Annotated in this window: 9 protein-coding genes; all 9 read right to left on the bottom strand. The window is 64.3% G+C overall.

Features of this window, described 5'->3' with window-relative positions; all coding sequences use genetic code 11:
* Nucleotides 1-24: 24 nt before the first annotated feature.
* Complete coding sequence (gene mlaE / locus HUX88_RS13170; protein WP_117012209.1) at nt 25-810, bottom strand: lipid asymmetry maintenance ABC transporter permease subunit MlaE; 786 nt, start codon at nt 808-810, stop codon at nt 25-27.
* Nucleotides 807-1,622 carry an ABC transporter ATP-binding protein gene (locus HUX88_RS13165; RefSeq protein WP_217916316.1) on the bottom strand — a complete coding sequence of 272 codons (816 nt, stop codon included), beginning with the start codon at nt 1,620-1,622 and terminating at the stop codon, nt 807-809. Before HUX88_RS13165 ends, mlaE begins: the two co-directional genes overlap by 4 nt.
* Before the next feature lie 244 nt (nt 1,623-1,866).
* Nucleotides 1,867-3,330 carry a glutamate synthase subunit beta gene (locus HUX88_RS13160; RefSeq protein WP_176362064.1) on the bottom strand — a complete coding sequence of 488 codons (1,464 nt, stop codon included), beginning with the start codon at nt 3,328-3,330 and terminating at the stop codon, nt 1,867-1,869.
* 35 nt (nt 3,331-3,365) lie between these two features.
* Nucleotides 3,366-8,093, bottom strand: coding sequence for a glutamate synthase-related protein (locus HUX88_RS13155; RefSeq protein WP_176362063.1), 4,728 nt, complete (start codon nt 8,091-8,093; stop codon nt 3,366-3,368).
* Between the two features lie 192 nt (nt 8,094-8,285).
* A complete protein-coding gene (locus HUX88_RS13150) occupies nt 8,286-8,987 on the bottom strand; it encodes a transposase (RefSeq protein WP_176362062.1) in 702 nt (233 codons plus the stop codon).
* Nucleotides 8,988-9,044: 57 nt separating this feature from the next.
* The gene (locus HUX88_RS13145; protein WP_176362061.1) at nt 9,045-10,640 is read right to left on the bottom strand and encodes a methyl-accepting chemotaxis protein; all 1,596 of its coding nucleotides are present in this window, start codon (nt 10,638-10,640) and stop codon (nt 9,045-9,047) included.
* 105 nt (nt 10,641-10,745) lie between these two features.
* Entirely contained in the window at nt 10,746-11,426 is a 681-nt protein-coding gene (locus HUX88_RS13140) for a response regulator transcription factor (RefSeq protein ID WP_117012214.1), read from the bottom strand.
* Nucleotides 11,427-11,481: 55 nt separating this feature from the next.
* On the bottom strand, nt 11,482-12,615 hold the full coding sequence (locus HUX88_RS13135; RefSeq protein WP_176362060.1) for an ATP-binding protein: 1,134 nt from the start codon (nt 12,613-12,615) through the stop codon (nt 11,482-11,484).
* Nucleotides 12,616-15,744 carry a DEAD/DEAH box helicase gene (locus tag HUX88_RS13130; protein WP_117012216.1) on the bottom strand — a complete coding sequence of 1,043 codons (3,129 nt, stop codon included), beginning with the start codon at nt 15,742-15,744 and terminating at the stop codon, nt 12,616-12,618. It lies immediately after the preceding gene.
* Nucleotides 15,745-15,748 lie beyond the last annotated feature (4 nt).

Here is a 15,748-nt window from a genome sequence, read left to right as displayed (position 1 = left end):
GTTTCTTATCTTGTACTTTTACGCTTATTTGCTGAACATCAGCGCCGTCATCATGAAGTCCAGCCACCAGATCATCAGCGATGAAATCACGACCGTGCGGGTGGTGGCGCGCGCCACGTCTTCCGGGGTCGGCTGGGCTTCGTAGCCCTGGTACAGCGCGATGAAGGTGATGGCGATGCCGAACACCACGCTCTTGGCAAAACCGTTGTAAATATCTTTCCAGATGTCGACGCCGCCCTGCATCTGCGACCAGAACGCGCCCTCGTCGACGCCGATCAGCTGCACGCCGACCAGGTAGCCGCCGAACACGCCGACCGCGCTGAACACCGACGCCAGCAGCGGCACCGAGATCACGCCGGCCCAGAAGCGCGGCGCCAGCACGCGCTGGACCGGGTTGACGGCCATCATCTCCATCGCCGACAGCTGCTCACCGGCCTTCATCAGGCCGATTTCGGCCGTCAGCGAGGTGCCGGCGCGGCCGGCGAACAGCAGCGCGGTGATCACCGGCCCCAGTTCGCGGGTCAGGCCCAGCGCCACCAGCAGGCCCAGCGACTGTTCGGCGCCGTATTTGTTGAGCGTGTAATAGCCCTGCAAGCCCAGCACCATGCCGACGAACAGGCCGGACAGGGTGATGATCAGCATCGAATAATTGCCGATGAAATGCAGTTGCTCGACCACCAGCGACGGCCGGCGCAGCAGACCGGGCGACACGCCCAGCATGTTGGCGAAGCTGCGGCTGCCGTAGCCTATGCTTTCGACGTAATCGCGCAGCGGCGCGCCCAGCTTGGACAACCAGTTCTTCAGACTCATACTTGCACTCCCAGGCCCAGGTCATCGGCCAGGGACTTGCCTGGATAGTGGAACGGCACCGGGCCATCGGCCTCGGCGTTGACGAATTGCTTCACATACGGGTCGGTCGACACCATCATCTCGTCCGGCGTGCCGTGCGCGACGATCTTGCCTTGCGACAGGAAGTACACATAGTCGGCGATGGCGAAGCATTCCTTGACGTCGTGCGACACCAGCACCGTGGTCGAGCCCAGCGCGGTGTTCAGGTTGCGGATCAGGTTGGCGGTGACGCCCATCGAGATCGGGTCCAGGCCGGCGAAGGGCTCGTCGTACATGATCAGTTCCGGGTCCAGCGCGATCGAGCGGGCCAGCGCCACGCGGCGCGCCATGCCGCCGGAGATTTCGCCCGGCTTGAGCTTGGCGGCGTTGCGCAGGCCGACCGCGTGCAGCTTCATCAGCACCAGGTTGCGGATCAGCTCTTCCGACAGGTCGGTGTGCTCGCGCAGCGGGAAGGCGACGTTTTCGTACACGGTCAGGTCGGTAAACAGCGCGCCGTGCTGAAACAACATGCCCATCTTGCGCCGCAGCAGATACAGGCCGGCGGTATTGAGCTTGTGCACCACCTGGCCCTGCACCTTGACATGGCCGCGTTGCGGGCGGATCTGGCCGCCGATCAGGCGCAATACCGTGGTCTTGCCGCTGCCCGAGCCGCCCATCACCGCGACCACTTTTCCGCGTGGGAAGTCCATCTGGAGGCCCGACAAGATCGAGCGCTTTCCATAGGAAAAGTGTAAATCACGGATTTCGACTAGATTAGCCACGACTGAACTCATTTTTTTGAATGCCGTATTGTAGTGCAGAAAGGTTAATCTCTGCTGGCGCCTCCTTCTTTTGTGACAGAGAGAGGCATTGTAAGTAGCGGATAATACAACACTACTGAACCCAAAGTCAGCAATTTACACCTATCAAGAATTGTAACATTGCTGCATCGCACAAACCATGGACGTAAAAAAACCGGTGGGAACGGGGATCACCCGTTCCCACCGGCGCGAAGAAGGCTTTCGCGGACCGCTGGGATTAGCGTGGAAGTTCCGAAGAGCCCATCAAAAACTCGTCGACCGCGCGCGCGCACTGGCGGCCTTCGCGGATCGCCCACACCACCAGCGACTGGCCGCGGCGCACGTCGCCGGCGGCAAACACGTTGGGGGCGGTAGTCTTGTAGCAGCCTTCGCCGTCCGTGGTGGCCTTGGCGTTGCCGCGCGCATCTTTCTCGATGCCGAAAGCGTCCAGCACGTTGGCGACCGGCGACACGAAGCCCATGGCCAGCAGCACCAGGTCGGCCTTCATCTCGAATTCCGAGTTCGGCACTTCGCTCATCTTGCCGTCCTTCCACTCGACGCGGCAGGCGACCAGCTTCTCGACCTTGCCGTTCTTGCCTTCCAGGCGCTTGGTGGCCACCGCCCAGTCGCGCTCGCAGCCTTCCTCGTGCGACGAGGAGGTGCGCAGCTTGGTCGGCCAGTACGGCCACACCAGCGGCTTGTTCTCTTGCTCCGGTGGCATCGGCATCAGCTCGAACTGGGTCACCGAGGCGGCGCCGTGGCGGTTCGAGGTGCCGACGCAGTCGGAACCGGTGTCGCCGCCGCCGATCACCACCACGTGCTTGCCGGTGGCTTTGAGCTGGTCTTTGACCTTGTCGCCGGCGTTGACCTTGTTTTGCTGCGGCAGGAAGTCCATGGCGAAATGCACGCCCTTGAGCTCGCGGCCCGGCACCGGCAGGTCGCGCGGCTGCTCGGCGCCGCCGGCCAGCACGACCGCGTCGAAGTCCTTGGCCAGGTCTTCGGGGAAGATGGTTTCCTTGGCCCAGTTGTTGACGTTGGCCGGGAAGTCCTTGCCGACCAGGACGCTGGTGCGGAACACCACGCCTTCGGCTTCCATCTGCTTGATGCGGCGGTCGATGTGCGACTTTTCCATCTTGAAGTCTGGAATGCCGTAGCGCAGCAGGCCGCCGACGCGGTCGCTCTTCTCGAACACGGTGACGGCGTGGCCGGCGCGCGCCAGCTGCTGCGCCGCCGCCAGGCCGGCGGGGCCGGAGCCGACCACGGCCACTTTCTTGCCGCTCTGCTGGGCGGCCGGCTGCGGCACGACCCAGCCGTGTTCCCAGCCTTCGTCGATGATCTTGTGCTCGATCGACTTGATGCCGACCGGATCGTTGTTGATGCCCAGCGTGCAGGCGGCCTCGCACGGCGCGGGGCAGATGCGGCCGGTGAATTCCGGGAAGTTGTTGGTCGAGTGCAGGGTGTCGAGCGCCTCGCGGTAGTTGCCGCGATAGACCAGGTCGTTCCAGTCCGGGATGATGTTGTTGACCGGGCAGCCGGTGTTGCAGAACGGGATGCCGCAATCCATGCAGCGCGCGCCCTGCACCTTGGCCTGCTCGTTGGTCAGGGTGATGACGAATTCGGAATAGTTTTTCAACCGCGTAGCAGGCGGCAGATAGCCCTCGTCCTGACGCTTGAATTCCATGAAGCCGGTGATTTTACCCACGATAATTCCTTAAATATTGTTCTGTACGGTCAGCATCAGGCTGCGATCGGCTGCGCGGAGGCGGCTTCGTTCGCCACGTCCTCGGCCATCTCGACCAGGGCGCGCTTGTATTCGCTCGGGAAGACCTTGACGAATTTGCCGCGGCCTTCGGCCCAGTTGTCCAGCAACAGGCGGGCACGGGTGCTGCCGGTGTGCTTGAAGTGACGCTCGATCAAGCGCTTCAGGATCACCTCGTCCGCCTCGCGGCCGTGGTCCTTGTGCTGCACGTGCCAGGTCTCGCTCTGGGCTTCCTGCTCCTTGGCGGTCAGCACCGGCTCCAGCGTCACCATCGCGGTGTTGCAGCGCGCCTCGAAATCGCCTTCCGGGTCGTACACGTAGGCGATGCCGCCCGACATGCCCGCCGCGAAGTTGCGGCCGGTGGCGCCCAACACCACCACGGTGCCGCCGGTCATGTATTCGCAACCGTGGTCGCCGGTGCCTTCGACGATGGCGGTGGCGCCCGAATTACGCACGGCGAAACGCTCGCCGGCCACGCCGTTGAAGAAGGCTTCGCCGCTGATCGCGCCGTACAGCACGGTGTTGCCGATGATGATGTTGTTCACCGCCCAGCCACGGAACTCGGTGTTCGGACGCACGATGATGCGGCCGCCCGACAAGCCCTTGCCGACGTAGTCGTTGCCCTCGCCGACCAGGTCGATGGTGATGCCGTGCGCCAGGAAGGCGCAGGCCGACTGGCCGGCCGTGCCTTGCAGCTGGATGTGGATGGTGTCGTCCGGCAGGCCGGCGTGGCCGTAGCGCTTGGCCACTTCACCCGACAGCATGGTGCCGACGGTGCGGTTGACGTTGCGTACCGGCGAGATGAACGAGACGCGCTCGCCCTTCTCCAGCGCGGCCTTGGCTTGCGCGATCAGCTTGTGGTCGAGCGCCTTGTCCAGGCCGTGGTCCTGCTCCATCGTGTGGTAGATGGAGTCGCCGTTCGGCACTTCCGGCGAGTAGAAGATGTTGCTGAAGTCCAGGCCCTTGGCCTTCCAGTGCGTGATCGCCTTGGACTTGTCCAGCAGGTCGACGCGGCCGATCAGCTCGTCATACGTGCGGATGCCCAGTTGCGCCATCAGCTGGCGGGCTTCCTCGGCGACGAAGAAGAAGTAGTTCACCACGTACTCGGGCTTGCCGGAGAACTTGGCGCGCAGCACAGGATCCTGCGTGGCGACGCCGACCGGGCAGGTGTTCAGGTGGCACTTGCGCATCATGATGCAGCCCTCGACCACCAGCGGCGCGGTGGCGAAGCCGATTTCGTCGGCGCCCAGCATGGCGGCGATGACGACGTCGCGGCCGGTACGCATCTGGCCATCGGCCTGGACGCGGATGCGGCTGCGCAAGCCGTTCAGCACCAGGGTCTGCTGCGTTTCCGCCAGGCCCAACTCCCACGGCGTACCGGCGTGCTTGACCGACGACAGCGGCGAAGCGCCAGTGCCGCCGTCATGGCCTGCGACCACAACGTGATCGGCCTTGGCCTTGGTCACGCCGGCGGCCACGGTGCCGATACCCACTTCCGACACCAGCTTGACCGAGATCGAAGCGCGCGGGTTGGCGTTCTTCAGGTCGTGGATCAGCTGTGCCAGATCCTCGATCGAATAGATGTCGTGGTGCGGCGGCGGCGAGATCAGGCCCACGCCCGGCACCGAGAAGCGCAAGGTCGCGATGTACTCGGACACCTTATGGCCCGGCAGCTGGCCGCCTTCGCCCGGCTTGGCGCCCTGCGCCATCTTGATCTGGATCTGGTCGGCCGAGTTCAGGTAGGCCGCGGTCACGCCGAAACGGCCGGACGCCACCTGCTTGATGCGCGAGCGCAGCGAATCGCCCGCCTGCAGCGGAATGTCGACCACCATCTGCTCTTTGCCCATGACCGAGGCCATGGTCTCGCCCTGCTTGATCTTGATGCCCTTCAGTTCCATCGTGTAGCGCGATGGATCCTCGCCGCCTTCGCCGGTATTGGACTTGCCGCCGATGCGGTTCATCGCCACCGCCAGCGTGGCGTGGGCTTCGGTCGAGATCGAACCCATGGACATGGCGCCGGTCGCGAAGCGCTTGACGATTTCCTTGGCCGGCTCGACTTCGTCCAGCGGGATCGCCTTGGTCGGATCGAGCTTGAACTCGAACAGGCCGCGCAAGGTCAGGTGACGCTTGCTCTGGTCGTTGATGATCTGCGCGTACTCCTTGTAGCTGGAGAAGTTGTTGCTGCGGGTCGAATGCTGCAGCTTGGCGATCGCATCCGGGGTCCACAGGTGGTCTTCGCCGCGCACGCGGTAGGCGTACTCGCCGCCGGCGTCCAGGTGGTTGGCCAGCACGGGATCGTCGCCGAAGGCCAGGTTGTGCAGGCGCAGCGCCTCTTCCGCCACTTCGAACACGCCGATGCCTTCCACGTTGGAGGCCGTGCCCTTGAAGTACTTGTCGACCAGCGACTTGTTCAGGCCGACGGCCTCGAAGATCTGCGCGCCGCAGTAGGACATGTAGGTCGAGATGCCCATCTTGGACATGACCTTCATCAGCCCCTTGCCGACCGCCTTGGTGTAGTTATAGACCGCCTTCTCGCCGGTCATGTCGCCCGGCATGCCCAGCGCCATCTCGACCAGCGTTTCCATCGCCAGGTAAGGGTGGATCGCTTCGGCGCCGTAGCCTGCCAGCAGCGCGAAGTGGTGGGTCTCGCGGGCCGAGCCGGTCTCGACGACCAGGCCGGTGGAGGCGCGCAGGCCCTTGCTGACCAGGTGCTGGTGCACGGTCGAGGTGGCCAGCAGCGCTGGAATCGCCACGCGGTCCGGGCCGACCGAGCGGTCCGACACGATCAGGATGTTGTGGCCGGACTTGACCGCGTCGACCGCCTCGGCGCACAGCGACGCCAGGCAGGCTTCCACGCCGTCCTTGCCCCAAGCCAGCGGATAGCAGATGTTCAGCTCATATGACTTGAACTTGCCACCGGTATGCGCGCTGATGCCGCGCAGGCGGGCCATGTCGTCGAAGCCCAGGATGGGCTGCGACACTTCCAGGCGCATCGGCGGATTGACGTTGTTGGTGTCGAGCAGGTTCGGTTTCGGGCCGATGAAGGACACCAGCGACATCACCATCGCTTCGCGGATCGGGTCGATCGGCGGGTTGGTCACTTGCGCGAACAGCTGCTTGAAGTAGTTGTACAGCGGCTTGAGCTTGTTGGACATGACGGCCAGCGGCGAGTCGTTGCCCATCGAGCCGGTGGCTTCTTCGCCGGCGGCGGCCATCGGCGCCATCAGGAACTTCAGGTCTTCCTGGGTGTAGCCGAAGGCTTGCTGGCGGTCCAGCAGCGATGGCGTGGCTTTTTCGCCCTGGGCCGGCGCGACGTCCTTGGCGCGGTTGTGCGCCAGCTGGCTTTCGCTCAGCTTGATTTCGTTGAGCTTGATGCGCACCGCGTTGATCCACGCCTTGTACGGCTTGGCGTTGGCGTAGGTGTCTTTCAGCTCTTTATCGTCGATGATGCGGCCCGCTTCCAGGTCGATCAGGAACATCTTGCCCGGCTGCAGACGCCATTTCTGGATGATCTTGGATTCGGGAATCGGCAGCACGCCCGATTCCGACGCCATCACGACCAGGTCGTCGTCGGTGACGATGTAGCGGGCCGGACGCAAGCCGTTGCGGTCCAGCGTGCCGCCGATGTAGCGGCCGTCGGTGAAGGCCATGGCGGCCGGGCCGTCCCACGGTTCCATCATGGCGGCGTGATATTCGTAGAACGCGCGGCGATTGTCGTCCATCGTGCCGTGATTTTCCCAGGCTTCCGGAATCATCATCATCATCGCCTGGGCGATCGGATAGCCCGCCATCAGCAGCAGTTCCAGCGCGTTGTCGAAGCAGGCGGTGTCCGACTGGCCTTCGTAGATCAGCGGGAACAGCTTCTGCAGGTCGTCGCCCAGCACGGCGGACTTCATCACGCCTTCACGGGCGCGCATCCAGTTGAAGTTGCCTTTGACGGTATTGATCTCGCCGTTGTGGGCGATCAGGCGGTACGGGTGGGCCAGCGGCCATTCCGGGAAGGTGTTGGTCGAGAAACGCTGGTGCACCAGCGCCAGCGCCGACACGCAGCGCGCATCCTGCAGGTCCTTGTAGTACACGCCGACCTGGTCCGCCAGCAGCAGGCCCTTGTAGACGATGGTGCGGGCCGACAACGAGGCCACGAAGAATTCTTTGCCGTGGATCAGCTTCAACGCCTGGATCGCGTGGCCGGACGATTTGCGGATCACGTACAGCTTGCGTTCCAGCGCGTCGGTCACCATGATGTCGGCGCCGCGGCCGATGAAGATCTGGCGGATCACCGGCTCCTTGGCGCGCACGGTCGGGGACATCGGCATGTCGCAGTCGACCGGCACGTTGCGCCAGCCCAGCACGACTTGGCCTTCGGCGCGCACGGCGCGCTCGATTTCCTGTTCGCAAGCGATGCGGGAAGCGTTTTCCTTCGGCAGGAACACCATGCCGACGCCGTACTCGCCTGGCGGCGGCAGTTCCACGCCCTGCTTGGCCATCTCGTCGCGATAGTACTGGTCCGGAATCTGGATCAGGATACCGGCGCCATCGCCCATCAGCGCATCGGCGCCCACGGCGCCCCGGTGATCGAGGTTTTTCAGGATCAACAGACCCTGCTCCACGATGGAGTGGCTCTTGTTGCCCTTGATGTGGGCGACGAAACCGACGCCGCAGGCATCGTGTTCATTGGACGGATCGTACAGACCTTGGGCTTTCATGGGCTCTCCACTGCAATTTTGACTAACGAAAAGCTAGAGTAGTGCAATGCAGCGTAAACTTCAACAATAACAATTAGGGTCGGAGTCGAATTAATTTTTTCCGAGTCGCCGGAAATTTTAATTAGGGACAGAGTGATGGCGATTCTAAAAAAACCGCGGGAACCGGCGATTCCCACGGTGTTGGCTCGTTGTTCAGGCCGCTTCAGGCTTGATTTTGAACGGTCTGCCGCGCTTGGCCGGCAAGACCTGGCGCTTGACCTTGTGCTGCAACGCCGTCTTGAATTGCTCCGTGCCCAACGGCCAGCCCTTGAGCAGCGCCTTGCTGATGAGGGTGATCTCTTCCTCGCTCAAGGCCGGCTCGGCCAGCGCGATGTAGGCCGCCTCGCGCTGGAACGGCGTGTTGCCCAGTTCCCAGAACTTCGGATGGTCGACGATCAGGCCGTCGGAACGCAGGCCGGCGTGGTGCGGATAGCTGGACCACGGATAATCCTCGGCCCGCCCCACCATGCCGTTGCGCACTGGATTGAACTCGATATAACGGCTGCACGACATGAAGTATTGCTCGGCGTCGATCAGCGAGGTTTTGTAGCGTCCATTCCACAAAGTGCCGCTGCGGCCGTATTTTTGATTGAAGTAGGGTACGTAATAGCGGCCTATCCATTGCATCATCTGGCCCAGGCCCTCCTCGTCGGCCGGCGTGACCAGCAAATGCAGGTGGTCCGGCATCAACACATAAGCGTGCACCGCCACTTTGTAGTTCTTGGCGGCTGTGCGCAGCCAGCCGAGGAAGGCCTGGTAATCTTCGGTCTCGCGGAAGATCGGTTGGTTGTTGTTGCCGGTCTGGATAACGTGATGCGGCTGGCCGGGGACGATCAAGCGGGGTAGACGTGCCATAAATTTCAGCAAAAGGAATCGGAAACACCGATTCTACACCACTCTGTCCCCGATTAATCAGGCGCCCAGCAAAACCGGCCTGACTCTGTCCCTGTTTTTCGGCGCAGTGCCGGAAAGTTGGAACACGCTGACCACGCGGGCCAGCGCCCCGCTCTGGTCCTGCAGCGCGGCGGAGGCCGCCGCCGCCTCCTCGACCAGCGCCGCGTTCTGCTGCGTCACCTGGTCCATCTGCGCGATGGCGCGGTTGATCTGCTCGATGCCGTTGGTCTGCTCGGCGCTGGCGGCGGTGATTTCGCCGATGATGTCGGTCACACGCCGCACGTTGACGACGATTTCCCGCATCGTGCTGCCGGCCTGGGCCACCAGGCGCGCGCCGCTTTCCACCTTGTCGACCGAATTGTTGATCAGCTCCTTAATTTCCTTCGCCGCGCTGGCGCTGCGCTGGGCCAGGTTGCGCACCTCGCTCGCCACCACGGCAAAGCCCCGGCCCTGGTCGCCGGCGCGGGCCGCCTCCACCGCCGCGTTCAGGGCCAAAATATTGGTCTGGAAGGCGATGCCGTCGATGACGGCGATGATGTCGACGATCTTGTGCGCCGACGTGCTGATCTCGCTCATGGTGTCGACCACTTCGTCGACCACGGTGCCACCCTTGACCGCCACCTCCGAGGCCGACAGCGCCAGCGTGTGCGCTTGGCGCGAGTTGTCGCCGTTCTGCTTGACGGTGGCGGTCAGCTCCTCCATCGACGAGGCGGTCTGCTGCAGCGAACTGGCCTGCTGTTCGGTGCGGGCCGACAGGTCGAGGTTGCCGGTGGCGATCTGGCCCGAGGCGGTGGCGATGGTGTCGGTGCCGCTGCGCACCTGGCCGACGATGTTGATCAGGCTGGCGTTCATGTCCTTCAGCGCCTGCAGCAGCACGCCGGTCTCGTCCTTGCTGCGCACGTCGATCTTGCTGCTCAAGTCGCCCGCCGCGACGGTCTGCGCCACCCGCACCGCCTTGTGGATGGGGCCGGTGATCGATATGCCGATCACGTACGCGAACCAGGCGCCCAGCGCCAGCGCGCCGGCCGTCAGCGCCAGCAGGAAGCGCTGGCCCGAATGGTATTGCTGCTGCACCTCCGCCGCCAGCGCGCGGCCGACGCCGGCCTCGTAGTCGCCGATTTTCTGCACGCTGTCCAGGTAGGCGTTGAATTGGGGTTCCAGCTTGCTGTCGGCCAAGGCGCGGGCGCCGGCGAGGTCGCCGCTTTTCTTGAGCTTGAACAAAACATCGCGGCTGGCCGCATAGCCCTTGCGCACCGACGCGACCGCTTCCAGCAAGGCTTTCTCCTCGGTGCTGGTCAGCAGGGGTTCGAGTTGCTTCTGGATGGCGTTGACGCGCGCGCGGGTGGCGGCTGCCTTCTCGGCAAGCGCCGGGGATTCGGCGGTTTCGGTATTGCGGGCGAAGGCCAGCACGCTCACGCCGCTGATGCTGATCTGGTTATGCCATTCGGCGGTCAGGCGCTCCTTGACGCTGGCGCTGCCCACCATCTGCTCGGTCAGGTCGCCCACCGCCTGCAGGCGCCACATGCCGGCCATGGCCATGCCGACGATGAGCAACATCACCAAGCCGAAGCCGCCGGCCAGGCGCATCCCAATTTTCCAATCGCTGTAGCGCATTGCAATTCTCCCCAGTTTTTTATACGTGGAAAATTCATGCTACGACAAAGCTGCACTTAGGAAACTCACAGATTTCCACAGTACAGAAATACTATTGAGTTTGACTCAAGATAAGTTGAAGCTGGCGGAGAGGCTGTAGCCCTCGCCATAGGCGCTGCGCAGGGGCAAGTCCTGGCCAAGGCCGGTGCGGGCTTTTTTGCGTAAACGATACACCAGCATGTCGACCCGGCGTCCGGCGTCGGGATCGTCGCCGCCGATGCCGGCCACGATGACCTGGCGCGGCACGGGACGGGTGTTAATCGTCAGCAAATGAAGGAAATTGCATTCTTTCTCGGTCAGCGTGATGGCCATGCCTTGCAGCTCCAGCTGGCGGGCGCTGACGCGCAGCGTCCACTTGCTGGGCGCGGGGACGGTTTCCTGCGGGCCGACGCGGCGGTCCAGCGCCTCGATGTGGGCTGCCAGTTCCGGGAATTTGATCGGCTTGGTCAGGTAGTGGTCGGCGCCCAGGCGCAGGCCGAGGATGCGGTTGTCGAAAGCGACCCGGCCGGTCAGCACCAGCAGGCCGATCTGCGGGTACAGCTGGCGCATCCTGGGTATCACATTGAAACCGTCTTCGTCCGGCAGACCCAGATCGAGCACCACCACGCCGACATTGCCCTGGCTGAGGGCGGACCACATTTCGCTGGCGTTGTTGGTGATGTGCACTTCGTGTTCAAGCTCAGTCAAAAACTCTGCCATTTCCTCGGCATAGTCCAGATTGTCTTCCACGATGAGTATTTGCGTCATTGATGCGCCATTCGATCGATTATTGAGCAACGGTGCTCAGTCCTGCCTTGCTGCTTCAGCTTGCGTCCAAGGAATTATCACTGCTGCCACCCGACCACGCAAGGCTTTTCCCGGCAGCGGCCCCAACCGGCAACCAAATCCGAAATTCCGCGCCGCTTTCAGAAACATTTGTTGCCGTCAGCGTGCCGCCGTGAACATCCACCACCGCGCGCGCCATGTACAGGCCCAAGCCGGATCCGGCCACGCCGACAGCGTTGCTGCCGCGGAAGGATTTGTCGAACACATGCGCCAGTTCGGCCGCCGGCACGCCGGCCCCGTGATCGCGCACAAGGAACTCGACACCACCCTCGCTTGCCATTTTGCCTATCAATTCTATCGGAGTATTGGCGCTCGTGTACTTTATTGCATTGTCCACCAAGATTTCCAGGCATAAGCGCACACCGGCCGGGTCGCAGCGCATCCATTGCGGCAGCGCATCGGTACGCACGCTGACCGCGTCGCGCCGGCGGCGCGCCTGTTCGGCCACCGATTCCAGCAGCGTGGCGGGCGAGATTTCATTCGGCTGGCGCTCGCGGCCGATGCTGGCCATGCGCTCGGGCGACAGGTACTCGTCCAGCATGGCCAGCATGCGGTCGACGGCGGTCTGGATCTTGCGGTAGCGCTTGCGCGTGCCTTCGTCGTGATGGGCGCCGGTCATTTCCAGGCGCTGCACGGCGCCGTCGATGGTCGACAGCGGCGTGCGGAATTCGTGCGACAGCATGGACGCGAACTTCTTTTGCTGCGCCGCCAGCTCGCGGCGCGCGCTCAGGTCGCGCACCACGCCCACCACCGAGACGGCGGCGCCTTGCTCGTCGAGGATCAGCGTCGATTCGATTTCCACCGGCAGCATGCGGCCGTCCGCGTGGGGCAACTCGGTTTCGCGCAGCAGGCGAACGCGGCTCGGGTCGCCGTTGGCGTGGCGCGCCAGCCGGGCCGGCAGTTGCTGCAACAGGCCGGCGGCCAGCGTCTGCGCCGACTCCAGCGTGTAGCCGAACTGGCGCCCGGCGGCGGGGCTGAGCCAGGTCAAGCGCAGGCTGGCGCAGTCGGCCATCCAGCTGACCTCGCCGCTATGCTGGAGCAGCAGGCGGTAGCGCTCCGCTTCCTCCTGCGACTGGCGCAGCGCCGCTTGCAGTTCGGCGACGGTGGCCACTTATTCCGCCAGCGGGGCGAAGATCTGCTGCAAATCTTCCTGGGTGAGCGCCATTTTCTGCGACTCGCCTTCGGCCAGGATGGATTGCGCCAAATCGGATTTCTTCTGCTGCAGCAGCTGGATTTTTTCCTCCAGCGTGCCCTTGGCGATCAGCTTGTAGACGAACACCGGCTTGTCCTGGCCGATACGCCAGGCGCGGTCGGTGGCCTGGTTTTCCGCCGCCGGATTCCACCACGGATCGTAGTGGATCACGGTGTCGGCCGCCGTCAGGTTCAGGCCGACGCCGCCTGCCTTCAGGCTGATCAGGAAGATCGGCACCGCGCCCTGCTGGAACGCCGCCACTTGGGCGCTGCGGTCCTTGGTCTCGCCGGTCAGCAAGGCATACGGGATATCGCGCGCTTCCAGTTCCTCCTCGATCAGCTCCAGCATGCTGGTGAACTGCGAGAACACCAGGATCTTGCGGTTTTCCTCCAGCAAATCCTCGACCATCTGCATCAGGTCGATCAGCTTGGCCGAGCCGGCCGTCTGCTTCTTCGACGGCAGCGACTTGACCAGGCGCGGATCGCAACACACCTGGCGCAGCTTCAGCAGCGCCTCCAGGATCACGATCTGGCTGCGCGCCACGCCCTTGCGGTCGATCTCCTCGCGCACCTTCTGGTCCATGGCCAGGCGCACCGTCTCGTACAGGTCGCGCTGGGCGCCGGTCAGCTCGACCTTGCGCACCATCTCGGTCTTCGGCGGCAGTTCCTTGGCCACGTTGTCCTTGGTCCGGCGCAGCAGGAAGGGCTTGATGCGGCGGTTCAGCAGCGCACGCCGCAACGGGTCGTCCTGGCGCTCGATCGGGTGGCGGAACACGGTGTTGAAACCCTTCTCGTCGCCGAGCAGGCCCGGCAGCAGGAAGTGGAATTGCGACCACAGCTCGCCCAGGTGGTTTTCCAGCGGCGTGCCGGACAGGCACAGCCGATGGCGCGCGCGCAGCAGGCCGGCGCTCTGCGCGGCCTTGCTGCGGGTGTTCTTGATGTAGTGCGATTCGTCCAGGATGACCAAGTGGAAATCGTGCTCGCGCAGTTTTTCCTCGTCGCGCGGCAGCAGCGCGTAGGTGGTCAGCACCAGGTCGGCCTCCTCGATCTGGTCGAACTGGCCCATGCGGTCCTTGCCTTGCAACAGCAGCACGCGCAGGCCGGGCGCGAAACGGGCCGCCTCCTCCTGCCAGTTGCCCATCAGGCTGGTCGGCGCGATCACCAGCGCCGGCGCGGTCAGGCGGCCGGCCTCCTTCTCGACCAGGATGTGGGCCAGCGTCTGCACGGTCTTGCCCAGGCCCATGTCATCGGCCAGGATGCCGGCGAAGCCGTACTCGCGCAGGAACTGCATCCACGACAAGCCGTCGGTCTGGTAGTCGCGCAGCGTGGCCTGCAGGCCGGCCGGCGTGGCGATGCGCTTGACGGCGCCGAACTGGTTCAGGCGCGCGCCCATTTCGCGCAGCTCGGCGCCGCCGGTCCAGTTGAGCTCGACGTTGCGGGCCAGGTCGTCCAGGCGCGCTGCGTCCAGCGTGGCCATGCGCAGCGAGGTCTTGATCTTGTCGTTGAAGTACAGCTCGCCCAGCGTGTTGAGGATGGGCTTGACGCGCCCCCACGGCAGCGCGACACGGCTACCGTCGGGCAGCACGGCCAGCATCTGGTCCTCGTCGCCGTGCTGGGCGATGGTTTTCGGATTGAAGTCGTTCGGCGCGCTGCGGATCATCTGCACCAGCACCGGCAGCAGCGGCACGCGGTCCTGCTCGACCATGATGCCCAGTTCCAGCTCGAACCAGGCGTGGCCGCCGTCGGCCGGATCTTCCACCACATCGGCGTACCAGTCGCCGACGTCGCTGACGTCGTAGCGGTACTTGACGGTTTTCTCGACCTTCCAGCCGGCTTGCTTGAGCGCGTCGATACCGTCGCGGGCGAAGCGTATCCATTCGGCCTGGCTCGGCAGCAACAGGCCGCCCTTGACGCTGCTCAGCGGCAGGGTGACCGGCGGGTGGAAGTGGCGCTCGGTCAGCAACGACAGGGCCAGCTCCTCGGCGGCGCTGTCGCGCTGGATGATTTCGGTCACTTCGCCCTTCTGGCGCACCACGCGCTGCGACGGGTCGAAGGAGACGCGCTCGCCGTCGTAGTCGAAGGACAGCACGGCGAAGTCGTGCCAGCGCTGCAGCGAGCCGTCGGCCAGCATGGCCGCGTCCAGCGTCAGCACCGGGCGCGGCTTGACGTCGTCGCGCACCCGCTGCGGCAGCGGCTGCGGCAGCGGCATCAGCTGTTGCAGGCCGTGGGCCAGCAGCAGTTGCGACACGCGCATCTTGTCGTTGTTGGTCAGCAGCGGGGCTTGCGCCACCAGCGCCTGCAGGTCGGCCAGCGGGATCGCCGCGCCGCCCTGGTTCAGCTGCAGCACGCCGCAGGAAAGGTTGTCGATGTACCACGGCGGATCGGTCGGCAGCATGTAGTCGACCTGGTCGGCGCCGACATGCTTGGCGTTCGGCGGCGCCTGCACCTGCCAGCCCAGCCTCAGCCCTTTGCCTTCCTCGCGCCAGGCCAGGTTGGCTTCGCGCATCACGCCGCCCTTGAGCGGGTAGACCAGGCCGTTGCCGACATCGGCCCAGGAGTTTGCCCAAAGCAACTTATCCTGTTCGGCCAGCATGTTGAGCAGGGCCGCGCCGATCTTGCCGCGCGGCTCGGTGGCGGAGCCGGTCTGGGAATTCTGTCCGCTGCGCATTGCAACAAAGAAACGGATCAAGTCCTCGTCGCCGGCCGCGAGGAAGCTCGGCGGAGCCGACAGCAGCGAAAATATCTCGCTCACCGGGCTGGCCGCGGCGACGTCGCCGTTCGAGCGCAGCCGCGCCTTGTACAGGCACAGCGCCACATGGCGGCCGCCGCTGGTGGGCGCCATCACGTAGATCAGCTTGTATTGGGTCTGCTGCTTGGGATCGTTATCGACCGGCGGCGCGTTCAGTTTGGCTTTTGGATGCGCTGCGGCATCCACACGCTGCAGCCAGGTGGCTACGGCGTACGACAATTGATTCGCGGGCGGCGCAGGGCGTACGGGGGCTGCCGGGGCAGCTGGGACATCGGTGGCGTCGTCGCGGGTAAAATCCATAGGT

The organism is Duganella sp. BJB1802 (genome assembly GCF_013369445.1).
GTDB lineage: Bacteria > Pseudomonadota > Gammaproteobacteria > Burkholderiales > Burkholderiaceae_D > Rugamonas > Rugamonas vulcania_A.
The sequence above is the reverse complement of the archived record's forward strand: the minus strand, read 5'-3'. Positions and strand labels throughout refer to the sequence as shown.